Source organism: Acinetobacter lwoffii (assembly GCF_024129355.1).
Taxonomy (GTDB): Bacteria; Pseudomonadota; Gammaproteobacteria; order Pseudomonadales; family Moraxellaceae; genus Acinetobacter; species Acinetobacter lwoffii_I.
On sequence record NZ_JAMXXP010000036.1, the window covers coordinates 1 to 23,035 of the forward strand.

Annotated in this window: 23 protein-coding genes; 3 read left to right on the top strand and 20 right to left on the bottom strand. The window is 42.5% G+C overall.

Annotation, left to right across the window (positions count from 1 at the left end; all coding sequences use genetic code 11):
* Positions 1 to 332: 332 nt before the first annotated feature.
* From NI468_RS13615 to rpe, 3 genes are all read right to left on the bottom strand, one after another.
* The gene (locus NI468_RS13615; protein ID WP_216986570.1) at positions 333 to 818 is read right to left on the bottom strand and encodes a methylated-DNA--[protein]-cysteine S-methyltransferase; all 486 of its coding nucleotides are present in this window, start codon (positions 816 to 818) and stop codon (positions 333 to 335) included.
* 73 nt (positions 819 to 891) lie between these two features.
* Entirely contained in the window at positions 892 to 1,209 is a 318-nt protein-coding gene (locus NI468_RS13620; protein ID WP_004279177.1) for a DMT family transporter, read from the bottom strand.
* A 635-nt stretch (positions 1,210 to 1,844) separates the two neighbouring features.
* The gene (gene rpe / locus NI468_RS13625) at positions 1,845 to 2,531 is read right to left on the bottom strand and encodes a ribulose-phosphate 3-epimerase (protein ID WP_004730699.1); all 687 of its coding nucleotides are present in this window, start codon (positions 2,529 to 2,531) and stop codon (positions 1,845 to 1,847) included.
* Positions 2,532 to 2,699: 168 nt separating this feature from the next.
* Between rpe and NI468_RS13630 the strand changes: the two genes are divergently transcribed.
* On the top strand, positions 2,700 to 2,978 hold the full coding sequence (locus tag NI468_RS13630; RefSeq protein WP_004730701.1) for a DUF2218 domain-containing protein: 279 nt from the start codon (positions 2,700 to 2,702) through the stop codon (positions 2,976 to 2,978).
* Positions 2,979 to 3,022: 44 nt separating this feature from the next.
* On the opposite strand, the gene NI468_RS13635 is transcribed toward NI468_RS13630, so the two are convergent.
* From NI468_RS13635 to NI468_RS13680, 10 genes are all read right to left on the bottom strand, one after another.
* A complete protein-coding gene (locus NI468_RS13635) occupies positions 3,023 to 3,649 on the bottom strand; it encodes a M48 family metallopeptidase (RefSeq protein ID WP_228129703.1) in 627 nt (208 codons plus the stop codon).
* A 5-nt stretch (positions 3,650 to 3,654) separates the two neighbouring features.
* Entirely contained in the window at positions 3,655 to 4,161 is a 507-nt protein-coding gene (locus tag NI468_RS13640; RefSeq protein WP_253102313.1) for a hypothetical protein, read from the bottom strand.
* Positions 4,162 to 4,172: 11 nt separating this feature from the next.
* Positions 4,173 to 5,270 carry a YjgN family protein gene (locus NI468_RS13645; protein ID WP_004730707.1) on the bottom strand — a complete coding sequence of 366 codons (1,098 nt, stop codon included), beginning with the start codon at positions 5,268 to 5,270 and terminating at the stop codon, positions 4,173 to 4,175.
* 120 nt (positions 5,271 to 5,390) lie between these two features.
* On the bottom strand, positions 5,391 to 6,227 hold the full coding sequence (gene fghA, locus NI468_RS13650; RefSeq protein WP_004730710.1) for an S-formylglutathione hydrolase: 837 nt from the start codon (positions 6,225 to 6,227) through the stop codon (positions 5,391 to 5,393).
* A gap of 43 nt (positions 6,228 to 6,270) precedes the next feature.
* A complete protein-coding gene (locus NI468_RS13655; RefSeq protein ID WP_004730713.1) occupies positions 6,271 to 7,653 on the bottom strand; it encodes a C13 family peptidase in 1,383 nt (460 codons plus the stop codon).
* Between the two features lie 120 nt (positions 7,654 to 7,773).
* Positions 7,774 to 8,592 (bottom strand): class I SAM-dependent methyltransferase, encoded by an 819-nt coding sequence (locus tag NI468_RS13660; protein WP_276534304.1) that lies wholly within the window; start codon positions 8,590 to 8,592, stop codon positions 7,774 to 7,776.
* Positions 8,586 to 9,410 carry an undecaprenyl-diphosphate phosphatase gene (locus NI468_RS13665; RefSeq protein WP_004279167.1) on the bottom strand — a complete coding sequence of 275 codons (825 nt, stop codon included), beginning with the start codon at positions 9,408 to 9,410 and terminating at the stop codon, positions 8,586 to 8,588. Before NI468_RS13665 ends, NI468_RS13660 begins: the two co-directional genes overlap by 7 nt.
* A 16-nt stretch (positions 9,411 to 9,426) precedes the next feature.
* Complete coding sequence (gene tsaB / locus NI468_RS13670; RefSeq protein WP_004730716.1) at positions 9,427 to 10,092, bottom strand: tRNA (adenosine(37)-N6)-threonylcarbamoyltransferase complex dimerization subunit type 1 TsaB; 666 nt, start codon at positions 10,090 to 10,092, stop codon at positions 9,427 to 9,429.
* Positions 10,093 to 10,228: 136 nt separating this feature from the next.
* The gene (locus tag NI468_RS13675) at positions 10,229 to 10,756 is read right to left on the bottom strand and encodes a gamma carbonic anhydrase family protein (protein ID WP_171064261.1); all 528 of its coding nucleotides are present in this window, start codon (positions 10,754 to 10,756) and stop codon (positions 10,229 to 10,231) included.
* A gap of 24 nt (positions 10,757 to 10,780) precedes the next feature.
* On the bottom strand, positions 10,781 to 11,389 hold the full coding sequence (locus NI468_RS13680) for an NUDIX hydrolase (RefSeq protein ID WP_004730721.1): 609 nt from the start codon (positions 11,387 to 11,389) through the stop codon (positions 10,781 to 10,783).
* A gap of 123 nt (positions 11,390 to 11,512) precedes the next feature.
* Between NI468_RS13680 and NI468_RS13685 the strand changes: the two genes are divergently transcribed.
* Entirely contained in the window at positions 11,513 to 12,061 is a 549-nt protein-coding gene (locus NI468_RS13685; protein WP_161785319.1) for an NUDIX hydrolase, read from the top strand.
* Between the two features lie 58 nt (positions 12,062 to 12,119).
* Here the strand turns inward: NI468_RS13685 and filF are convergent, their stop codons facing one another.
* The 6 genes from filF to filA all read right to left on the bottom strand — a co-directional run bounded on the left by filF (position 12,120) and on the right by filA (position 20,216).
* The gene (gene filF / locus NI468_RS13690; protein WP_004730724.1) at positions 12,120 to 14,051 is read right to left on the bottom strand and encodes a putative pilus system protein FilF; all 1,932 of its coding nucleotides are present in this window, start codon (positions 14,049 to 14,051) and stop codon (positions 12,120 to 12,122) included.
* 21 nt (positions 14,052 to 14,072) lie between these two features.
* Positions 14,073 to 15,221 carry a putative pilus assembly protein FilE gene (gene filE / locus NI468_RS13695; RefSeq protein ID WP_216986569.1) on the bottom strand — a complete coding sequence of 383 codons (1,149 nt, stop codon included), beginning with the start codon at positions 15,219 to 15,221 and terminating at the stop codon, positions 14,073 to 14,075.
* A gap of 7 nt (positions 15,222 to 15,228) precedes the next feature.
* Positions 15,229 to 16,893 (bottom strand): putative pilus system OmpP1/FadL family transporter FilD, encoded by a 1,665-nt coding sequence (gene filD, locus NI468_RS13700; RefSeq protein ID WP_004730727.1) that lies wholly within the window; start codon positions 16,891 to 16,893, stop codon positions 15,229 to 15,231.
* A gap of 12 nt (positions 16,894 to 16,905) precedes the next feature.
* On the bottom strand, positions 16,906 to 18,108 hold the full coding sequence (gene filC / locus NI468_RS13705) for a putative pilus system protein FilC (protein ID WP_253102314.1): 1,203 nt from the start codon (positions 18,106 to 18,108) through the stop codon (positions 16,906 to 16,908).
* 34 nt (positions 18,109 to 18,142) lie between these two features.
* Positions 18,143 to 18,976, bottom strand: coding sequence for a putative pilus system C39 family peptidase FilB (gene filB / locus NI468_RS13710; RefSeq protein ID WP_004730731.1), 834 nt, complete (start codon positions 18,974 to 18,976; stop codon positions 18,143 to 18,145).
* 190 nt (positions 18,977 to 19,166) lie between these two features.
* On the bottom strand, positions 19,167 to 20,216 hold the full coding sequence (gene filA / locus NI468_RS13715) for a putative pilus system protein FilA (RefSeq protein ID WP_253102316.1): 1,050 nt from the start codon (positions 20,214 to 20,216) through the stop codon (positions 19,167 to 19,169).
* A gap of 259 nt (positions 20,217 to 20,475) precedes the next feature.
* Here filA and NI468_RS13720 point away from each other — a divergent pair, with 259 nt between their 5' ends.
* A complete protein-coding gene (locus NI468_RS13720) occupies positions 20,476 to 21,807 on the top strand; it encodes an anthranilate synthase component I family protein (protein WP_253102318.1) in 1,332 nt (443 codons plus the stop codon).
* Positions 21,808 to 21,918: 111 nt separating this feature from the next.
* Here the strand turns inward: NI468_RS13720 and hisC are convergent, their stop codons facing one another.
* Positions 21,919 to 23,007, bottom strand: coding sequence for a histidinol-phosphate transaminase (gene hisC / locus NI468_RS13725; RefSeq protein ID WP_253102320.1), 1,089 nt, complete (start codon positions 23,005 to 23,007; stop codon positions 21,919 to 21,921).
* Between the last annotated feature and the right edge of the window lie 28 nt (positions 23,008 to 23,035).

Consider the following 23,035-nt stretch of genomic DNA (forward strand, 5'->3'; position numbering starts at 1 on the left):
CGTGCCATTGAAAAAATATAGAAATCAAAAGAGCTTAAAGGAGGATTTTAAGTATTTAAAACCAATTTTTCAAATGAGGACACGCCCTAGCAGAACATCCATATTCTAATTTTTCATTTGTTTTAAATTTTTAGATATTAAAGTTCTTTCATAAATCATTTTTTATAATTACTACAAAGGAAATACCCTCTCCTTGTAGGAGAGGGCGAGGGAGAGGTTTTTACCCCCTCATCTCCTTGCTAAGCAGTGCTTCTTATCCCAGAGGGAGAAGGAACTTTTAATATTCATTTTAAAATGAATAGAACGATCATTTTTTGATTTATAAAAGAGATTTATGAATGCGTCCGCTCAATATTTAACAGGATTTCTTTTTTATCCAAACCACCGGCAAATCCTACCAGCTTGCCACTGCGACCAATCACCCGATGACAGGGTGCAATAATCGAAATCGGGTTTTTGCCATTGGCTGCACCCACGGCACGTACTGCCTTCATATTACCCACCTGTTCAGCAATGTCGCGATAGCTTCGGGTCTGTCCGTAGGGAATATTCAGTAGCGCCTGCCAAACCTTTTTCTGAAAATCAGTACCTGCAAAGTCCAAAGGCAGGTCAAAAACATTGCGCTGACCAGCAAAATATTCTTGGAGCTGATGTCTGGTTTCAATCAATACCGGATGCTGCGGATCTTCAACCAAGGTCGCCATTTTCACCCGATTCGGCTGTTCACAGTCCCAAAGCACAGCTACCAGTGCGGTTTCATTCGCGACCAGTTGCAGCTGACCTACGGGAGAATCCATATAGAGATAACTTAAGTTCATGATGGCGCCCTGTCCCAATCGCTGGAGTTCATTTTCTATATTAACCCAGTTCACCGAGACAAGCAGAAACAAATTATGAAGAGGATACTTTCATCAGCACCAGACCGGAAATGATGAGTACGGCAGCCAGCATACGCAACGCTGTAGCGGGTTCACCCAAAACCCAAATACCGATGAGAAATGAACCCACTGCACCAATCCCGGTCCAGATCGTATAGGCTGTACCTAGCGGCAAAGTACGCATCGCATAAGCCAGTAAAGCAAAACTCAGTACCATGAAGACAATGGTAATAATACTTGGGGTAAGTCTGGTAAATCCTTCAGACAGCTTCATCGAATATGCCCAAACGATTTCAAAAATACCCGCAAGAATAAGTACGATCCAGGCCATGCAGCCTCCTCCTTTTATATAAGAATCAGGCCGTCCTGACGATTTTTCCTGTAAATTCCGATACGTAATTCACAAGGGAGGTCGTTCCTCCTCAATATCTAGATATAGAAATTTTATTAATTCGCGTGCCAACAATGTGGTCAGTGTTACAAAACATGACTTATCGAGATACAACTTAACTTTGCCTTACTCAAATCCTCACGACATTCATGGTTACTCTGGTTATGGTAGATCTTGAAAATGCCAAGTCAGAAATAGTTCTAATAATCGGGCAATTCATTCACAACAATTACATGAGAATGGACTCAGAATATTAAGTTATACACATCAATTAAATTTAAACTTTGTCTGGAGAAATTACATAATGAAACACAAATATACGACACATTGATCACTTTTTGCCTGGTTCCATTATCAACCTATGGTGAATAAACAACCACCAAACACAAGGGTTATAAGCAATAAAAAAGAACCCAATTTGAGTTCTTTTTATACAGATTTTGTCTAAATCGCAATCAATCAGGCTACAAACGATTACATTTTATGCAACATATCCATATGGTTATCAACATAGATATCTACACACTTATCCATAAAGTTATCCACATATTTATGCACTTATGAGTTTTTAACGATTACAATTGAACCTGTCCCACTCTCGCTAATTCCGCACGCATTTCATCAATCACAGCTTTATAATCCGGCTTGCTAAAAATAGCTGAACCCGCCACAAACATATCGGCACCCGCTTCGGCAATTTCACGAATATTGCTTGGCGTAACACCGCCATCAACTTCCAGACGAATATCACGACCTGAAGCATCAATCAGTTTGCGTGCCTGACGCAATTTATCCAAAGTCATTGGAATAAATTTCTGTCCGCCAAAACCCGGGTTCACGCTCATGAGCAAAATTTGATCGACTTTATCCAGTACATAATCCAGATAATGCAGTGGCGTTGCTGGGTTAAATACCAAGCCCGCTTTGGCACCACCTGATTTAATCAACTGTAAAGAACGGTCAATATGATCAGAAGCTTCCGGATGGAAAGTAATGATATCGGCACCCGCTTCAAGGAAATCCCCGATCATGCGATCCACCGGCTTGACCATCAAATGCACATCAATCGGTGCCTTGATCCCATAATTTTTCAAGGCCTTGCAAACACCCGCACCAAAAGTCAGGTTCGGCACATAATGGTTATCCATGACATCAAAATGGACAACGTCTGCACCTGCTTCCAACACGTTCTCGACTTCTTCACCTAAACGGGCAAAGTCAGCAGATAAAATAGAAGGGGCAATTAAATAAGGCTTGGACATGGGAGAACCTGGCTTGTTGAAATTGGATTTTTCCCATTATATCAAATCCGCTCCGGCTACTGTGATTCGATGTTGCAAGATTAAAACGCTGTGTAACGCTTTGAGGCTTATGCCGACATCACCGCCTGGTTTAAAGTGCAGGATAATGATGAATAGTGTAGAAGACTGATGAAAAGTATTGCCCATATCCAGACGCAACAAGCTTCACGAATTGCCAAACGCCTGGCCAATCACTGGAAACATAAATTTAATATTGATGAAACCGAACAAAATTTCCTGATTCATTTTCCAAGTGCGGAAGTGAACCTGATCCCAGAGGCAGATCATCTTACCGTAACGATTCAAAGCACAGATGAATTTACTGACCTGAATAAACTCGAAAATGTCGTGCTGGATCATCTGATCCGTATGGGACAGGAACATCTGACTGCCGACTGGCAAAGATAGGGACTAAAATGCCTTGATGATCAAGGCATAGCAATGATCAGAAACTAAATACGATGATCCGCCTGATCATTAAAGGTATGAATACGCTGAATTCTTTTATCCAGTTCGGGATGTGATTCCAGATATTTTTTAAACTTCCCGATCAGGCGAATCCATTTCAGTTCGGTTTCTGTCAGGTGTCGGTCTTTTCCATCGATATTGAGGGTGAAATTTTTCATTTTTAAGGTTTGCAATTCCTCTGCCAGTATTCTGGCATTTTCCACCCGCTGCAAAAAATTAGACAAGTGAATACTGGAAATCTGCTGTTGATGCAAATGCTGCATGGCATAGTCATCGGCATCCAGTTCAATCGCCTGCGAATATCCGGCATCGGTCAGGACCACTACAGATGCGGTGACCACATCACTTAAATCTCCAGTTACCAAGGCAAACAGTCCCGCCGCCCCCAGATTGGAAATCACTTTTTGCATGCTGTGCTTCTGTACCAGATGGCCTTGTTCATGGGCCAGTACTGCAAGGACTTCTTCATCGGTACCGCTGATTTTCACCAGTTCATCAGTCACAATAATGGTGTTATTCGGGATGGCTGCGGCATTCATGCCCATGCTTGATCCGCCTTGACGGAAAATAATCTTTGCCGGTGGTCCAACGGCAATCTTTTGTTCATACAAAGTTTTTAATCGTGTCTGCTGTTCTGCCGAAGTGTACTTGGCTGGGTCTGGGCAATTAATTGCTGCTCTGTCCGGTTGCCTACTTCAACCAGAATCTGCTCCGGAAGAAGTTTTGCCAGTTGTTTGGCGCTATAAGGAATCCCCCATTTTAAAATAACAATTACTACACTAATCACGATGATCATGGAAAAGAAAATCAGGATTGGTGAACGTTCAAACTTCCAGATCGCATGATAAATATCTTTATGTTTAATCCCGAGCCAATGCGGCGCTTTGCTTAAAAACTCAATCCGACGCTCTTCAGGCAACTCAATAATCGGTTTACGACCACCGACACCACCAATGTAGGCCATGTCCGGATAAGCAAAATAAAAATCTGCATCGCTAACTTGTGCTGGAACATCCTCATCAAGTTTCAAGGCAATTCCTTGTTGCTGATCCGGCACAATCCAGGCACGGCTGGCTTCAGCGAGAATTCCATCATAAAACTTAACTTCAACAGGTCGTTTCATCACATTTACTCCTATAGCGACGCATCGAAATCAAATACGTCCAGGATTTCATCGGCCAAAGCAATCGGATCAGGTTGCAAGATATGCTTCAGGTCAGTTTCGTCGTCTGCTACATAGATTTCCAGATGGCTCAACTGATACTCATATAAACGTATGGCGGTCCAAGGCGTCATTAAGCCCAGACTAAGAACACGTACCATCCAGTTGCTCAGCACAATCCAGCTATAACGCCATGTCGTGATCCGTGTTTTAAAGTAACTTTGACCGAGCTCCACATGATTCCAGGTAATGAAGTATAAACGTGCAGAAATGACCGGCCAGACTAGCGCCAGACAAAGCAGATAACTCAGCAGTAAACCCAGACTAAACAAGTTGGTGCCAATCCCGTTTACCCAATATACAACTGCTGCAAGCCAGCCAATACCAACCAGCAGGCAAAGACCCAAGGGCAGATAAATAGCAGACATAAACTTGGACCAGTTAATATTCAGCTTGAATTGCAGCTGACCAATCGATAAATGATTAAAGCAATAGCGTTTATAGAGCCAGATCATCACCGGACTAAACAGCAGCAAAGTAAAGATATTGATCAGGATGGCCAGAAATAAGACCCTATAAGCCTCACGGTTGCTGCCATTAAAATAAAAACGCACATTGCCATATTTGCTATTTCGGGCCTTGAATTTCAGCGTCATCCGAATGAGCCAGGGCAAACACAGCGCAGCGACCATTAATAAAGAACTGGTGGCAAGGATTGAATAGTTGGTCAGTACAACGGTAACCAGATACAGCTCCAGTGCAAACAGACGACCCAGCAGGATCCGGCTCGGCATGGCAATGAAGTCAAAGCGATGTTTTAACAATTGGGTATTACCGTAGAAATAACGCATACGGCGTGCCTTTGCCCAAGGGCTATACAAAGTAAGCGTAATAATGGTTAACATCAGATTCACCATCCAGATACCAAAATATTCGGATGCACTGCCATGAAATCTGAATCCATAACGCTGATATTTGGGGCGGACTGAAGGCGTGGCTTCAGTCGAAAAACTTGAAGCAGCTGGAAATAATGGCTCACTGACACGAATACCGTCTGCTGTCTGCTGCATGACGACCCCAATTTTTTATACTTTTATACACCTGATATTAAAAGAAAAAACCCCAAAATGTAAAAACATTTTGGAGGTTTTTTAATCTTTTTAGTACTGCTAGATGTGTGCAGTCTTGCTTTAAGGATTTAACTGCACGGCATGGAATTGCAAATGGTCATCTACGAAACTTTGAATAAAGTAATAACCATGATCATAGCCCTGATGTTCACGCAAAGTTAGCGGCTGGTTGACGGCATCACAAGCTTGCTGAAACAAGGCTGGATTAAGCTGACTATAGAACTGATCCGAAAAACCCTGATCAATCAGGATATCGCTAAATAAGGCGCCCTTTTCCTGAACCAAAGCGGTTGCATCATGTTCGAGCCATGCCTCTTTCTCAGTACCCAGATAATTCGAGAATGCTTTGTCGCCCCAAGGACACTGGCTCGGGGCACAAATCGGTGCAAAGGCTGAAACAGATTTGAATTTTTCTGGATATTTAAATGCCAGAGTCAATGCGCCATGACCGCCCATAGAGTGGCCAAAGATGCCGATCTTGCCGGGATGGATCACGAATTCCTCAGTGACCAGTGCGTAAAGCTCATCGACAATAAAGCTTTCCATCTGATAGTGTTCAGCCCATGGTGCCTGGGTAGCATTGATATAAAAACCCGCACCCTGACCGATATCCCAGTTGTCGCCTTCTGCCACACCTTCGCCACGCGGCGAAGTATCTGGTGTAATCAGGATCAAGCCAAGCTGTGCCGCCAGACGCTGTGCATGTGCCTTGATGGCAAAGGTTTCTTCAGTACAGGTCAAACCTGCCAGATAGAATAATGCAGGACAGCTGTGGCCTTCTAAAGCTTGAGGCGGCAGAAAAATGCCAAACTTGGTCGGGGATTTAAGATAGCGCGAATCAAAACGATAAATGCGCTGTTCACCTTCAAAGCTTCTATTGTTCTGTATAAGTTCCATGGCTATTCCTTATTATTGCAACCGGTCTGTGGATGACATTGATCTAGGGAGATGCTGTTGCCGTACTGTTCTGGGGAAATAAACGTTGCTCCAGTTGTGGCAACATCAATTCCATATTCTTGCCGATGACCCATTGCGGTTCTGATGGCTCAAAGCCTTGAGCCGATTCCCATTTTGCTACAGTATCTGTGGCCTGTGCGAAAGCGCTTTGCAAGCTGCTATTTTCACGCATGGCTTCATCAAAGAACGCACGACCAAAATAGGTATAATCCGCTTCATTCGAACAGCCAAAAGACTGACGGTCGGCTGCTGAAGCCGTAATCACCAAAGTATTGTCATTCTGTAAGGCTGAAGCAAAACTGCCTGAAAAACATGCCGAGATTACGATCACGCGCCAGCGGATTCCGGAGGCATCCAGTGTTTCACGCAACCATTTTGGATCGACCTGCGCCAGATCCAGCGGTGCATTTTCCATTTCGAACACATTCGGCAAACCGTGAGAGGTCATATATAAAAACAGCACATCACTTTCACGGTTCATCTGCTGCCCCATACGGCGCAATGCCAGCTCCATACTGGTTTTGGAAGCAATCGGCATGGTGGTACGTGTCGCTGGGTGATTGACCAAGGCAATCGATCGGCCAAAAGTACCAAAACGGGTATCAAACTGTTCTTTAATCCGCTCGACTTCAGAATGGAATACATCCTGATAGCTCGCTCCGGCCACCCCCATGAAATACCAGTGCGACTGTGCGAATTCACCGTATTCGATATTTTCCAGCGCTTTGTTCAGCAGAGTTGGCTGGGCATAGAAAGCATCTTCGGCAAAACTCGGTGGAATTTCTTCAACTTTCCAGATGGGCTGATCTTTAACTGAAATCTGCCAGACCACCAAGGTAAACAGGGTCGCCAGCATAATCAGCGCACGTTCCCACCACGGCCATTTTAATTCACGCGAGATGACCCAGACGACTGCCAGACTTTGCCAGACAAACAGTATGACAAAGAGCGTTGGAATATAGTCGTAGAGGATATAAGGCAGATAATCCAGATCACCCAGATACTGGATCAGACACTGGAACAGCATGATATGGGTATCTAATACCAGCCACAACAAGGCTGGCACCAGCATCAAGCGTGGATTATTGACCCGCTGTGACAGAAAAATACCGACAATCAGGGCAATGAAAGGCCAAAGCGCATAACTGATCAGACCTTGAGAGTTAAAATCTCCCATACGGCCTGAACTGAGCCAGCTAAACAAACTGTTGGCGCAGCCACCCAAGATCCCCCAGAACACCAGTTGCATGATGGATGGACGGACCAGTTGTAAAGAACGCCTCGACCCCAGAAATAACCACATCCCGGCAATTTGGTTGCTCTTAAAATCGTGCCAAAAATTAATGGAGGGTTTAAAGTCGATCATAGGATTTCAAGGAGATGAGTGGCTCGCTAATGTGCTGAATAAGTTTATGCTTGATAAGCATTTAATCAATGCTAATTTTAAATATATAACAAATCTTTGCTTAATAAAGAAGCCATTATCCTATTCAGCTACAAGTTCATGCCGAAAATACGCATCAAAGCGACAAGCATCGCCTTGCCATTGATGATTTGGCTCTTTTCCGGCTAAAAATACCGCCAGACGCGGACGTTTGACCACAACACGTTTGCCAATTTTCTGCGCCAGTTCTAAAAGGTTATCGCCCAGATCCATTTCACCATCTTCAGGTAATAACATATGCAACAGCTGCATCTGTTTTTTGACCTGTGCCTGCTTTTTGACTGCCTGCTGATTTTGATCCCGCTGCGGAAACATTGGATCAAGATAAACCACATCAACAATCTGCTGCTCGGCCTGCTGTTTTAAATAATCGGCTGAATCAGAAAAGACCAAATTAATCCGCGACACGACCTGACTCAGGAATGCATCCGACTGGGCACGTGTATGGCTATCTTCAAGCAAGGTGAACAGAATCGGATGCCGTTCAACCAGGGTGACTTGCGCACCTAAATGTGCCATCAACAGACTGTCATGTCCCAGACCCGCAGTCGCATCGACTAAGCTTGGTTTTTCACTTAAATTACAGGCGCGTGCAATCATTTCTGACTTTAAAGATGCACGTTTTAAACGCCCGGTTTCCGCTTGCCAGTCCGGTTGCATCTTCATGCCATTGGCACATAACCAGAGTCCGTCAGCATCGACACAGAGTGCCAGTTCAGGATTTAAACGGAAAAAACGTGCATTGAGTTTTTCAACAGTTTCAATCTCAACCTGCACCCCACGAGAAGAAAGCACAGCCTCAAAGTGCTGTGCTTTCTCTTGATCGTCAGATTCGGCATATAAGCGAATCGCGCTTACCATAATTTCCAACCTGTATAGGCAAATAATAAAATCAGCAGACCCGAAGCAATACGATACCAGGCAAAGATCATAAAGTCGCGTTTGGCCACGTAAGCGACCAGCGCACGGATTAATATCAATGCCGAGATAAAGGAAACCAGAAGCCCAACCCCGATCACGGTCCAGTCTTCAGTCGTATTTAAGACATCATAGCTTTGATAAAGGTCTAGCAGGCCAGCACCGATAATGACCGGAATACCCAAGAAAAATGAGAATTCAGTCGCTGCCTTACGGGACACACCTAGGAACATTGCACCGATAATGGTTGCGCCTGAACGGGAAGTTCCCGGTATCAAGGATAAAACCTGAATCAGGCCAATCCAGATCGCATCTCTAATGCTGAGTTCTTCAACTTCATGCACACGGACTTGTGGTGGATTCTTTTCAATCCAGATAATGATCAAACCACCGACAATCAAACCAATGGCAATAGCAATATCATTAAACAGTAATTGTTTGACGGTTTGTCCCAAAGTCAGACCAATCAATATAATCGGAATAGAAGCCAGAATCAGGCCAATGCCTAAACGGCGACCTTGCGGTTCACCGCTGACAATCCCGGTCGCTGCACCCCAAAGACGTGCCCAATATTCATAAATAACGGCAGCAATTGCCCCCATCTGGATCGCGATGACAAATACATCACTCTTTTCCTTGGTCCAGAAATTCATTAATTCTGATGCCAAAATCAAATGACCGGTACTGGAAATAGGCAAAAACTCGGTAATGCCTTCGATAATACCCATGATGGCCGCTTTGAGTAGCAGTAAAAGATCCATGCTTTATCCTAATTAATTATGCTTTGCCTTGTTCTGGAATTTTTTTCCACGCGTTATCGCGTAAATATACGGGTAATGCCAATTCTGCACTGACCCAGTTTTCTGCTTGTGCCGCTGCACGTGCAATGCTGGCGATATCCTGTGCGGTCGCATGCACATCTTTATAAATTGAAGTTTCGCTTTGTACCAGTTCAGCGCCTGAGCCGACCGGGGTAAAGCGTACAGCTTGGCTGCCTTCTGCATAACTTAACAGTTGCTCATCATCAACCGGTTGCATAATTCCTTGTGCATCCACTTGATAGCTCGCGATATAGACTTCGCTCATGCGCGCATCCAATACCGCAGACACTTCAGTCAGACCGTGCAAGCGGTAGGCTGCTTGTGCCAAAGCCTGCAAAGTCGACACCGGAATTACCGGCACATCATTTGACCAAGCCAAGGCCTGAGTCACGGCAGCATTAATACGCACACCGCTAAAAGAACCCGGACCACGACTAAAGGCAATCGCGGTCAAATCAGCAATGGCCAGCCCAAGATCTTGCAGACCTTGTTCAATCATCGGGAGAATCGTTTGCGTTTGTGCCTTGGCGCGCGCATCAAGCTGAAAAAATAGTTCTTGAGTATCATCGATTACAGAAACGGAACACTGCTCATTGGCAGTCTCCAATGCCAGCACTTTCATGCACAACCTTAATTCAGAGAATATAAAAAACGCGGATATGATACTCCACTCATATCCGCTACGCGAGATTTTCCCGAAACAGATACAAAAATGCCTAGAAAATCTAGGCTTATGATTCACTCATTAAAAGAGTGCCTTAGAGTTGCACTTCTTCCAAATCCTGAAATTTCTGAAAATGCTCGGCATAATGCATGGCGCTCATTGTTAATTTTTGAATACTGTCATCATCCAGCGTTTTCACCACTTTACCGGGTGAGCCCATCACCACGGAATTGTCTGGAATGATCTTGCCTTCCGGAATCAAGGCATTGGCACCAATAATACAATTCTTCCCAATCACGGCATTGTTTAGAATGACTGCTTGAATCCCGATCAGGCTGTTATCGCCAATGGTACAACCATGCAGCATGGCCTGATGGCCGATTGTCACATAATCACCAATGTGCATCTCAATGCCTGCATCCGTATGCAACACTGCATTTTCCTGCACATTACTAAAGTCACCCAATTTAATTTTACTGTTATCTGCACGTACTACAGCCCCAAACCAGACACTGACTTGTCGTCCAAGTTCAACTTGTCCAATCACCGTTGCGGTTGGTGCCACCCAGCCATCCCATGGCTGATGTGTAGCGGTAGGTATATATCCCTGAAATTTGTACAACATTGATAAAATCCTGTTCAATGGTTAAAAAAAATTGGAGCGTTTAAACGTTGGAGAATTAAGCAAGAATGGCCAGTCTTTTTTATAATCCAGCCCATATTGAAATAAAGAAATCAGCATACGTGCAGTCAAGCCCCAAACCACTTCATTTTCTACCCGCATACTCGGAAAATATAAAGATTGCTGGGCAAAGCGAACTTCATAAGGCGTAGGTGTCACTTCAAGCAAATGCTGCAATGAAGCAAAGAAAATCCGGTCAATTTCCGTCGGTTGTGGAATCAGCTTCACTTGCGGAGGAATCAGTCCCACAATCGGTTTGACCAGCATGCCATTGCGGGCTTTTTGCATGGGTAAATCACCCATTAAATGTACATCAAAAGGATTGAGAGCCGTTTCCTCATAGGCTTCTCTTAAAGCCACCACAATATTACTGGTATCTTGCGGATCGCGCTTGCCACCCGGAAATGAGACTTCTCCGGCATGATTATTCAAATAAGCTGAACGGCGCGTCAGCAATACTTTCGGGTCAGCTTCATCTGTAATTGCAATCAACACGGCAGCATGCGCAGATCGGATACGCTTGGAAAAACGTAAGCGTTGCTGCAACCTTTGTGTCAATTCACATGCATCCATTCTCTCAGCCCTGACGATGATCATAATTTCATCATAGCTGATTTTAGTCGGGGCGGGAGAGAAATGATGCCAAATTTTGCTTTTTCAGTTATCCTGAGCTTACTTTTATCATTGATGATGAATATGAACTTCTGTGTGAATTGTGGACATAAAACCACTGCTAAAATTCCTTTGGGCGATCAGCAAATTCGCAGCGTATGTGATTCATGCGGCTCTATTCATTACATTAATCCGAAAGTGATTTGTGGCGCTTTAGTCTTATTCGAAAACAAAGTACTGCTCTGCCGTCGTGCCATTGAACCGCGCTACGGCTTATGGACTTTACCTGCCGGCTATATGGAACTGTTTGAAACCATGGAGCAAGGGGCTGCACGGGAAACCCGTGAAGAAGCCGAAGCTGAAGTAGATATTGAACAGTTGTACTGTATGTATAACATTCCGCGTATTGGTCAGATTTATGTGCTATTTAAAGCCAATCTGATTGATGGAAAATTTGGTGCGGGTGAAGAGACCATCGAAACACGTTTATTTGATGAAGCAGATATTCCCTGGACCGAACTTGCCTTCCCGAGTGTAGAACATACTCTCAGACATTATTTTGAAGACCGTAAAAATAATATTTTTCCAATGCATCTGGAAACCTTAGGCACGCGTCTAGACCATACCGGTTAAATTTAACATCCATAAAAAAAACCCATACCAAGATGGGATTTTTTATTTTTAAAGAATATTATTTGGCTTTGACTTGATAGCAATCCGCGAGCTTAAACTCAACTGAACCACCGTTTAATTTTGCCAGGCTAATATCTGCCAGTGTTTCACCCTCATTGTTATTATTATAAACTTTTTGAAAACTCGCATAGGTATTGGCCCATTGTACCCCATCCCCTGCCGAATTCAGGAAAGTTACACGCCCATTCTGGCCAACATTAGTATCCAACACATTAGACAAATTAAGCAGCGCACCACCGATCACAATCGAATCCCTAGAATCTGGTGAAGACTGGATACGTGAGTCTACCCCTACCAATGCGCCATTGATATTACCAAACTTTTCATTGGCCAAAATCAGGCGCATGGAAACCGCTTTATCAGCCACAAATGCACGTCCCAAAGTCCCGAGGCGATATTGTTGTATGCTTTGATGATCTAAGAGCGTATCTGCCAATACATCACCCTTACAGCCTGCTACCGGATCAGTTGCTAAATTGCTGGAAGATTGCATATTAGTGCGTACATCACCATTACTGTCAATGACGATTCCTAAAGTAATTGGGCTGACAGTGGTATCTGTAAATTTAAATTCCAGATTGGCATACATTGGGAAAATGTATTTCTCCCCATCCGCGACGTTCTGCGCTGTTTTAAAGACCTGACGATCCAGATAACTAATTGGGAAAATCTTATATAGATCAACGCTTCCCGTATAGTTTTCACCATCGGCCTGCAAACGCCACAACCCCAAGTTGGCTTGATCGGAAGTATCCAGCGATTTTTTGTCAGTCACCATCTTATAGAAAGCTTCTTTACCGGCGATCACATAATCATTCAATAATCTGCCTTGATACAACTCAAGCGGAGTCGCATTATTTGCAATATTCAAGCGGTAAGGCGTGTTAATGGTTTTACTGGTTGGATGAATCCATGAACTTTGCGGATCAGCGGTCATTTGTACCGGTTTCACCTTACGGATGAGTTGAGCATTAATCCCCCCTAAGGAAGATAAATTTTCTTTAGCCAGAGTTAACTCATTATCACGCCATTGTAAGCCGCTGCCAAAGGTATAGCCCTGGCGATCGGTAATCAGCATAAAATGGCCAAATAAATATTTAGTATTCTTATTCTTAATATCACAAGGGCTTTGATTACAGCCCACCAGTCCATCTGAACCCGTCAGGTTACTACCAATTACGCCTGAAGTTGAGAATAATGAAAATTCTGGCTGATACACGGCTGCGTTAGCAATCGTCACCAGTTTTTTAACGGTGGCAAAAGCCACCTCCTCCGAAATTGTGCTGATATCAACAAAATCTTTAATTTTGGTCGCCAAATCGGCATCCATCAAATTGATATTCTCACTGGTTTTCGCCAGGTCTTTACGCATCTCTTCAGTAATATACAAAGGTTGTACATCAGATGGATTAATAATACGCCCTTCTTCTAGCGCCAAAGCTTGCAGAATTTTAACCAGACGCATGGCCACCTGAACGGTAGGATCATTAGGCACCAAATCAGCTACCGGACGTCGAGTAATCCCAGTTGCAATATCGATGACACTTAAACGCGGCAGCTGGGTCTGGGCACTAAAACTAGCATAATCGCTGAGTTTAATTTGACCTAAATTAATCTTGCGCGAAGCAAAACTTTGAATATAAAACTCAATATTATCTGTCTTTTGACAGGTTCCAGAAGCAACCCCGTTTTTACTATCAAATAACGTAATAAAGGTATTTTCTGTATCGCTACTACAGTTAAAGTTCAAACCATCGAGCGGATATTCCAGCCCCCATTCCACACAGTTAGTTGTACCTGGGGTACAAGTACCATTGGTCGTGGCTTCATCATTTTTTTCTGGAATGACATTGGCACTTTCCCCACCACACCCACTCAGTGCCGTTAAAAGTGTGGTTAAAGCAAATGGAAATAATATTTTATTTTTCATCTTTTTGTACTCGAATAGTCCTTATCGAATGGCGACTAATTTTAGTTGTCCATGATTTATCAGCATCTTGTCTTCAACATCTATTGCTGAGGCCAAAGGCGTCAATAATATATATTCACTTTGAGCAGGAATCTGGAGAATCCCTTCGATACGCTCATGTTGAATAATATTCGCCTGTCCTTCCTGATTTTTAAAACCACCCGCCCCTTCAAGCACACAGCCACGACTGTCTAAAAATACAACAAAAGGCCAATAATACGTTGGATTTTTCTGGCTAGAGGCATAAGAGTTAATCTGAATATTCTGGATATCGGATTGAAGCTTTACCACTTCAAAATCAAATTCGTCTGCTTTAAGAGGCGCACGTGGCCAGAGGTTAACTGCTTTTTTAAGGCTGATTTCTTTCGCTTTTTTAATTTTCTTATCATTAAAACACTGCTCGCCCAAGCTCTCGATGGTCTCCGGCTGTGAAATACGATAATAACTTTGAGCCAGTACTACAGGACCGGAATCTACTTCTGGCGTTTGAAACAAGGATTTTAATACAGATTGTCCCACCCCTTTTTCACGTTCAATTGTCTGGATCCGAGTAGTTCCGATATTTTTATCTACTACTCCTTCGGGCATGCTATAGAAACGTTTTTTACCTTCCAAATTAAATTCTTTATTTTCCAGATACTCACTATCCACATATTCAATACCTTCAACCCGGCTAAATCCCGGTTTGTGTATGTTAGCAACAGAAGATTCAGTTCCAGCATCAGAAATTTGAGGAGCTTTAGATCCAGATTTTAATTGTGGTTTAGACTGAATCTTTTCTTGCGCAGTATGCAGTTGTACTGGTTGTACTGGTTGTACTGGTTGTACTGGTTGTACTGGTTGTACAACCATAATATGATCCTGCTTAAGTTTAACTTGTTTATTTTCTACGACTGGCACTTTTTCTATGTCTTGCTTTACAGGTGTGGAATGAACTGCTGCAATTCCTGCTGTTTTCGACAATCGAGATTTGTCCTCAGTTTTTTTCTCTGCATTATTACGGGGTACGACTAATGGTCGTCCATCCGGACCAATAATCGTAATAAATTCTTTAGCGCTTGTATAAAAAGACACGGATACCAGACTTAATGCCAGTACCGCTGTCAATCCAACGTTCCCTGTCTTGATCATTTTTCCATCACCAACGAGTGCGATAATTCAAACCTAAAATGGTAATTTTGGTATCTGTTTTTACGTTTAAACCTGCATATGGGTTTAATAACAGGTTATTTACCCCTGTCTGGTTGGCTAAACTACTGGTATTTGCTGGAATCTGATCTTTGCTGCGCAAGAAACCAATTGATAGATCCAGATCAGTATCTGCATCAAATCGGTAACCTACACCTAAACCAAATAACTGCGCACCATTGATCGGTACCATGGTATTACGCTTATTTTTCGGAATAGCACTGGTCCGTGGCTCATAACCTGCCCGAAGCTTCAAACGATCTGTAGCGGAATACTCCATCCCGATACCGAAGTTCCACGGCGATTCAAATCCCATCGGTAAAGCCAAGGTAGAGTCAGTAACATTGGCAGACAAAATTTTGGCAATTTTTAGGGCTGAAATGGTACGATCAAATTCGAATTTAAATTCGTCCCAGACCTTGTAATCTGTCCAGCCAATATCAAAATTCACTTGCAAATCTGGCATCACTTTATATTTGATACCTGCCTGAAAATGCGCCGGATATTCAAAATCCTGCGATACCAGACCAGATTCACTCGATGGTATGTAAGTAGGAAATCCAAGAATTGCAGCCAGAATCTGGCCGGTCGGTGAGGTCATTAAACCTTTGATCATTTCCTGAGGAGCTTTTGCATTATCAATATGATATTTACCTTTTAAGCGCATTTTCGCAGCACTTTGGTACACCATACCAAAACTAAAGTCTTCACGCGGTTCCCACAATATTCCCAGGTTATAGCTTGGGCTTAAGTTTTGCTCAAGCTCCAGTTGCATTTGACCAAACTTGCCAAATGGGTTCATCCCCTCATCAGCATTACAGATCCCGAGCAAAAGAATATCTGTAATAATGTCGGAATTTTCTTTAAAAGGCGTACACACGACTTCGTCGATCATACGCAACATCCCAATCAACTCATTCGGGAAACGCAAGTCCGTTTTCATCCCGATGGCTTGATAAGACATCCCGATAGAAGCACCAATCGACAGTTGGTCATTGACCTCATAACCGATGGATGGAGACAGATAGGTAATCCGCTCTAAAGCGACCTGTTGTCCCATAAAGTTTGCCGGATTACCATCCTCATGACCAAAACCTGCCATGAGAGGAGCATAAACAGCAGTCGCATAAGTGGCTTTCGACCCAGGGGGATTGTATGCAATCCCCATGGTCGGTGCAGTCAAAGGAAGACCTTCCCCTAAATCCACCATTTTTTTCAGAAAAGGGACGTAAAGGCTAACATATTCCACATCGCCTTTGACCGGGCCTTTAAAATCGGTACACAAATCAGATGAAACTTCAGGACCGTCATTACAGACAATAGGATCATCAGAATAGCCAAATACGTTATATCCTGCCGGTACTGAAAACTCACGCTGGATATCAAAATTAGCCATAATGATTTGCTGTTCGGTTTGCAGACCATCAATTTTAGTCAGTGCAGCCGGGTTAAAGTGGATGGCATTGACCCCTGGAGGATCTGCAGTAACAGCATTCCCCATGGATAGTGCACGTAAATCAACTGAAAGGTTGGTTCCCAATTGTGCAAAGGTATAACTTGAACAGCCCGCAAGAATAATTCCTGTTAATAACGGGCTAAGTCGAATGTTTTTCATACGACACCCCTATTAACTGATTTTTTTACCAAAACCTAAAATATCAAGTGGGAATGACAGTCCCAACGAAACATCCGGTGCATCTTCAGTCAGCCCTAAGCCAACGGTACCATTAACAATGGTTTCTGGAGAGACTCGCACACCTAAGGAAATTGCAAAGGTAGAACTGGTCTGATCTGCAGCAGAATAACTTTCACCCGTGTTATAGTTAAATTCCGCACCAGTATTAAAGCTTTGCTGATAGGACATGGTCATCGAAACATCATAGTTAAATGAATACGCGAAACCAAAGGCAAAGCCTCCACTAACACCAGGTTCAAACTCCTCAATAATCCGGCTACCTCGACGCTGATTCAGGCCCGATTCTTTAAAACCATAGTTCGCAGAAACTGATGCAAACAATACGACTGGGTCAATGTATTTACGCGTACTAGCACCTACTCCAGCAGAATAATAGCCCTTTCCTGCTGCCAGATCTGTCGCGGCATTAATTTCATAAGGGCTGTCACCAGTTTTAGTTGATAAATTACCAAATAAAATCAGAGGCAGACGACCCGCTTTTAGGGGAAAGGGTTCCCAGCGAGCGCCCAAACTAATATCACCTAAACCCGCAGTAGAGGTATCTTTCAACAAGTCAGTTTTGGCCACTAAAGGTAGGGATGCAGTCAAGGTCAGGTTATCTTTCACGCCATATTGGAAAGTGAAAGTATTAGTCATACTATGTGTTGCATTTTCTTGAACACGTAGTTGATACAATTGGCCCTGAGCCATTTCTATATCGAGTTGAGTGTCTCGATAATAGGTATAATCAATATCGTAATATGATGAAATTTCGCCTTGTTTTATCAGAGAGTATTGGCGTTCATTTGACGTAAATACTTCTTCTAGGTTAGCTGCCTGAGTAGCATCTCCTTCTTGTTGCTGTAAAGCTTGAGATGCATCTACTACTTGGCCAGCCTGAGTCGCTACAGGTGCTGCTGTGACGACAGCCTCTTCAACTGCTTCATATTCACCGAGTTCTGACTCTTCTGCAGCCTGCGTTTCGACTTGCCCAGTTTGATCGGGTACAGATGCAGCAGTTTCAATGACAACTTCTTCATCAACTGTTTCGTATTCACCTAGTGCTGGTTCTTCTGCAGCAAATGCAACGCCCATTACCATTTGAATGCTCAGTGCCAAGAACGTCTTGTTCATCCATTTACTGTTCATATCCATTTCACCATTTTAATTTTTATTACTGTTTTTCGTTTTATTTATTCTTGTAATACAGTCTCAGGAAGTTATGTTGATATTCCCCAAATTGTTCTGACTCTGTATTACGATTACGGTCCATACGGATCGTAGAAGCTTTATCAGCAATTTTGTCCATATAAAATTGTGGATACTGCATGTCAACCAAGGCATAGCGATTAATCGTAGCATCTTCTACATGACGCATATCTGATTCTTTTAATGCTAGAAAATTTTTGCGATATTGCTCAGGTACATTAATCAGGAACAAAGTGTTATTTTCCCAAATATCCTGAAAACGCCGTTCCTCAAAACTGATATTACCAAGTGCCGGATCTGCAACATAAACCCGGCCATTTTTATAACCTTTATAAACTACAAAATGCTTAAATCCTGCATAGGAAATCGGAACAATGGCAGGCTGATCTTGATTGACTAAATCTTTGAACTCTCCTCGATAGCCTCCACTTTCCAATCCTAAGGCTGAAACAAAGCGCTTCATATCAAGCAGAGAAAAACTACGGCGTTCAACAATTTTATCCGTTTCACCGAATTTCATCAGCCCACTCATGACTTGCTGCTCATCCAGCTGCGTACCGACATAACCATTGAGGAGGGTCGTCAGTGCTGCCGAACCACAACTATAGTCATAAGCTTGACGTACAATGCCCTGAAACTGATCCAGAAGTGCCGGTTTTACTTCTACAGCTTCACGGTGCATACGCACAAAAGAGTCATTTCTTGAATCAAGAACTTCAGTATAGTGAACAGCCCCATTCGGCTGTTTTTTGATATCCAGAGCTTCTTTGGCAGCGTAATACATCAATGCCGAGCCCAACGCGATCTCTAACATAATTATTAACTTTTCTTATAATGGGCATGATGTGCCTATTTTTCTTTTTATAGAGCATTCACTCTACTTCCCTGTAACTAGAAAGATACCTGCTTTTTCAAAAAAATACAGTATTTTTTTTATTTTTTAGATAAGTGAAATAGTCATAAAAAAGCGCGTGTAAACACGCGCTTTTTTTTAAAAATAAAGATTAGTGACCTGAAATAGTAATAATTGCGCCTTTTGTATAACTACCCTGAGCTTGAGAGTAGAAAGTTTGTAAACCTTGAACTTCCATATCACCAATTGATGATCTTGCTTCACGGTTACCTAAATGAATACCTTTAATGTATTGGTCTTTCGCCCCAGTATCATTACTTACAATACGAACATGCGCTGCTTTACCTAACTGAGCTGTAGTACCTACATAAGCATCGTTATATACAGAAATATTCTGGCTAATAGTTAAATCATTAGAATCCGCATCTGCAATTTTGATACTTTCAACATAAATCTCACCTGCTTCACGTGTAGTCACTGGAGTCGTACCTACCAGCCCCACTGCTTTATTTTTAGATGAGTTATCTAAAATACCTAGGTTTTTAATTTCTAGACCACCTACCATTTTACTATTCATCTTGATCATAGCGCCTTGTGGAGCAGCACCCAGTTGAATATTGGCATTTATCACACCCGTTTTAACGTCAAAACCACTAATGATGTCGTTTACAACACCGGCACCACCTCGACGAATCGAATCCGGATCATCTGTACCAGATGCAGTTACACCAATTCGGCCAACTTTGATATCTAGACCCGATACTTGTGCAGCAACATTAATGAAAGGATTACCAGCACCAGCATCTGAATCAATCACCAAGTCAGCAAGGTTACGGGATGCAAGTAAATAGGCACCACTATTGTCATAATTGGCACCGATTACTACACCATGGGTTGCAGTAGTCGGATCAGCAAGAGCAGCAGCATCAGGTGCTGTATCAGTCTTACCACGGATTACGATCGCACCTGCTGTAGAAGTACCTCCGAAACCCGCCTCATTTGCAACACCTTTTGGCGCTAAACCGTCGTTATCATGGATAAATAATTTTTCAATAGCAATTTTCGAGATGCCGATACCAATTGTCAAACCGTCTTGACCCGTTGTTTCGCTTAGAGATGCATCATCCATTGCTTGCATCGCCATCGCATTGGCACTAAATGCAACTGAAGTCGCTAAAACTAATTTTGTAAATTTTTTCATTGTTTACTCTCCCAAGAGTACTATTTTTTTTGGTTGTGAATTACTCAGTGTTTAGGCTGTATTTTTTATTTTCTGACAGCTTAAGCATCTTTCCTTGAGTAATTTGCTAGCCCACCTAAATTAGCGTCGAGTCAATTTTTGATCAACTGTTGTTGGTCGCAATCTGTCGCTTACCGATAAACGGTATTTCATGATTTAAAAATATTTTCCTGACTTCTTGATATAAAATAGTGAGTCATATTGAATTCTCCATAACTGAATGACCGAAGCTCTCTATCATCGCCCTTTAAAATTTGAATCTCGTCTGGTTGCAGATCTATTATCCGCATTGAAGACATTGGATCATCTGGTATATTTAAATAATAATGGTCAGCCTTTTATTGCCTGCTGCGCTCAAGAATATTTTATTGCCCAGACATCACAAATTCAGTCTTTTAAAAGAACAGGGATTGAACACTATCAGCCCAGACCATCTGAGTTTAATTTAGCAATCGATGCATTAAAAACTCCTCAAGAGAATGGCTTTCGTGGAGGTTATGTCGGTTTTATCGGCTACGATTATGCGGCTCAACAATATATTCAGTATCCAGACCACCCTCAACCTAGTTTATTTATTGGTCAATTTCCTTCCTACATTAAACCAACCCCTGATGGCTGGATGTTCTATAGTGATGATCCACAAGCAGAACAGCTTTACAATCATATTCAGAACTTACTTAATCAAGATAAAATTCACTCGACATTTCATTTAAAAAATCCTTGTATCTCACGCTGGACTAAATCTGTTTATACTCAGGCTTTTCAGAAAATTCAGGACTATATTGTTGCAGGTGACTGCTATCAGATTAATCTGACCCAAGAGTTTAAAGGTCGTGCCCAAGGCTCCCTCTTAGCAACTGCCCAAGCATTCTGGACATTAACCGAAGCGCCCTATGCCGGTTATTTGCGTATTGGTGATTTTGAATTACTCAGTTGCTCACCCGAGTTATTTATTGACTTTGAAAAAAATCGGAAAATTATCACTAAACCAATTAAAGGCACCATGCCACGCTATACAGATCCCGTGCTGGATGAACAATCTAAACAAATCTTAAAAGCATCGGAAAAAGATCAAGCAGAAAATGTCATGATTGTGGATTTATTACGTAATGATTTAAGTATTTATGCGGAAACAGGCTCGGTTAAAACACCCAAATTATTTAATATCGAAAGTTTTAATCAAGTGCATCATATGGTGAGCGAAGTTGAAGCGACCCTAAAAGCAGATATCAATCCTTTCAAGGTGTTAATGTCAGCCCTACCAGGTGGCTCAATTACGGGTGCGCCTAAAATTCGTGCCATGCAGATTATTGCTGAATTGGAAGGTGCAGCACGTGGGGCTTATTGTGGATCAATGGGTTATTTTAATTTTGATGGTACCGGTTCCTGGAACATTCTGATTCGTTCCATCCAAAAATATCAAGAAGATGTTTCTTTATGGGCGGGTGGTGGTATTACCATTTCTTCGGATTGTGATGCGGAATATCAGGAATGCTTTGATAAGGTTTCAGCGATGCTGAATCTGTTAAATACGTGGTATCAGCCTGAATAAATAAAAAAGCGAATCATTTGATTCGCTTTTTTCTACAAATCCACCCTAACCTTGCTTTACTCAAAGAGAGAACTCCTCCCTTTTCAAAGAGAAGCTTAGGAGGGATTTTAATCACACCAAAATCTCATTTTTTAGCGTATCGACTAAACGCTGGTTTTGCTCATCTGTACCAATAGTAATCCGTAGAAACTGGTTAATACGTGGCTTGTTAAAATAACGCACGATAATGCCACGTTCACGCAACTCACTTGCAAGTTCGCCCGCATCCTTAGATGGCAATGAGGCAAAAATAAAGTTAGCACTCGATGGTAAAACTTTAAAATCAAGCTCATTTAATTGGGAGACCAACTTTTCACGGCTGGCAATAACTTTCTGATTCTGTGCTTCAAAGTAGGCCTGATCTTCAAATGAAGCGACCGCTGCAGCAATCGCAAAACGGTCCATCGGATAAGAGTTAAAGCTGTTTTTGACTGCTTCAAGTGCTGCAATCAAATGTGGCTGAGCAATCGCAAAACCCACTCGCAGACCAGCAAGAGAACGTGACTTCGATGTAGTTTGACATATCACTAAATTTTCATATTTATCAACCAGCTTGACTGCTGATTCGGCACCGAAGTCGACATAGGCTTCATCAATCACCACCACCGAGTTGGGATTGACTTGAAGAATTTCTTCAATTGCAGACAAGCCCAATGCAATACTGGTTGGCGCATTAGGATTAGTAATAATAATGCCGCCATTAGCTTGTTTATAGTCATCCACAACAATTTCAAAGTCATCATTGAGTGGCAAGATTTTGGTTTTGACGCCAAAAAACTGACTATAAACCGGATAGAAACTATAGGTAATATCTGGATAAAGCAGAGGCTGTTTTTGAACAAAAAAAGCCTTAAAGATATGTGCCAAGACTTCGTCTGAGCCATTGCCGACAAAGACAGTGTCTACAGGTACATTTTGCTGTTTAGCGATCGCCTGTTTTAGCTCTGATGCATCCGGGTCTGGATAGAGACGCAACACATCCGCCGAATTCGCAAGTACCTTTTGAACCGCTTCTACCACTTTGGGTGATGGTGGATACGGATTTTCATTGGTATTAAGTTTTAAAATATTCTGGATTTTCGGTTGTTCGCCTGGCGTATACGGTTCTAATTCACGTACTTCAGGACTCCAAAAACGCATTTGTTCTGTTGTGATATTCATTTTGTATTCTCTTTAAACCCTCTCCTAA

What these genes read in the sequence shown, in the direction of transcription:
- NI468_RS13665 (WP_004279167.1), bottom strand. Translation starts at nt 9,410, where the DNA reads ATGGATCTTTTACTGCTACTCAAAGCGGCCATCATGGGTATTATCGAA.
- NI468_RS13685 (WP_161785319.1), top strand. Translation starts at nt 11,513, where the DNA reads ATGAACTTCTGTGTGAATTGTGGACATAAAACCACTGCTAAAATTCCT.
- hisC (WP_253102320.1), bottom strand. Translation starts at nt 23,007, where the DNA reads ATGAATATCACAACAGAACAAATGCGTTTTTGGAGTCCTGAAGTACGT.
- NI468_RS13655 (WP_004730713.1), bottom strand. Translation starts at nt 7,653, where the DNA reads ATGATCGACTTTAAACCCTCCATTAATTTTTGGCACGATTTTAAGAGC.
- filD (WP_004730727.1), bottom strand. Translation starts at nt 16,893, where the DNA reads ATGAAAAACATTCGACTTAGCCCGTTATTAACAGGAATTATTCTTGCG.
- rpe (WP_004730699.1), bottom strand. Translation starts at nt 2,531, where the DNA reads ATGTCCAAGCCTTATTTAATTGCCCCTTCTATTTTATCTGCTGACTTT.
- tsaB (WP_004730716.1), bottom strand. Translation starts at nt 10,092, where the DNA reads ATGAAAGTGCTGGCATTGGAGACTGCCAATGAGCAGTGTTCCGTTTCT.
- NI468_RS13645 (WP_004730707.1), bottom strand. Translation starts at nt 5,270, where the DNA reads ATGCAGCAGACAGCAGACGGTATTCGTGTCAGTGAGCCATTATTTCCA.
- filE (WP_216986569.1), bottom strand. Translation starts at nt 15,221, where the DNA reads ATGATCAAGACAGGGAACGTTGGATTGACAGCGGTACTGGCATTAAGT.
- NI468_RS13615 (WP_216986570.1), bottom strand. Translation starts at nt 818, where the DNA reads ATGAACTTAAGTTATCTCTATATGGATTCTCCCGTAGGTCAGCTGCAA.
- filF (WP_004730724.1), bottom strand. Translation starts at nt 14,051, where the DNA reads ATGAAAAATAAAATATTATTTCCATTTGCTTTAACCACACTTTTAACG.
- NI468_RS13640 (WP_253102313.1), bottom strand. Translation starts at nt 4,161, where the DNA reads ATGAAACGACCTGTTGAAGTTAAGTTTTATGATGGAATTCTCGCTGAA.
- filC (WP_253102314.1), bottom strand. Translation starts at nt 18,108, where the DNA reads ATGGATATGAACAGTAAATGGATGAACAAGACGTTCTTGGCACTGAGC.
- NI468_RS13680 (WP_004730721.1), bottom strand. Translation starts at nt 11,389, where the DNA reads ATGGATGCATGTGAATTGACACAAAGGTTGCAGCAACGCTTACGTTTT.
- NI468_RS13720 (WP_253102318.1), top strand. Translation starts at nt 20,476, where the DNA reads ATGACCGAAGCTCTCTATCATCGCCCTTTAAAATTTGAATCTCGTCTG.
- filA (WP_253102316.1), bottom strand. Translation starts at nt 20,216, where the DNA reads ATGAAAAAATTTACAAAATTAGTTTTAGCGACTTCAGTTGCATTTAGT.
- fghA (WP_004730710.1), bottom strand. Translation starts at nt 6,227, where the DNA reads ATGGAACTTATACAGAACAATAGAAGCTTTGAAGGTGAACAGCGCATT.
- filB (WP_004730731.1), bottom strand. Translation starts at nt 18,976, where the DNA reads ATGTTAGAGATCGCGTTGGGCTCGGCATTGATGTATTACGCTGCCAAA.
- NI468_RS13620 (WP_004279177.1), bottom strand. Translation starts at nt 1,209, where the DNA reads ATGGCCTGGATCGTACTTATTCTTGCGGGTATTTTTGAAATCGTTTGG.
- NI468_RS13660 (WP_276534304.1), bottom strand. Translation starts at nt 8,592, where the DNA reads ATGGTAAGCGCGATTCGCTTATATGCCGAATCTGACGATCAAGAGAAA.
- NI468_RS13630 (WP_004730701.1), top strand. Translation starts at nt 2,700, where the DNA reads ATGAAAAGTATTGCCCATATCCAGACGCAACAAGCTTCACGAATTGCC.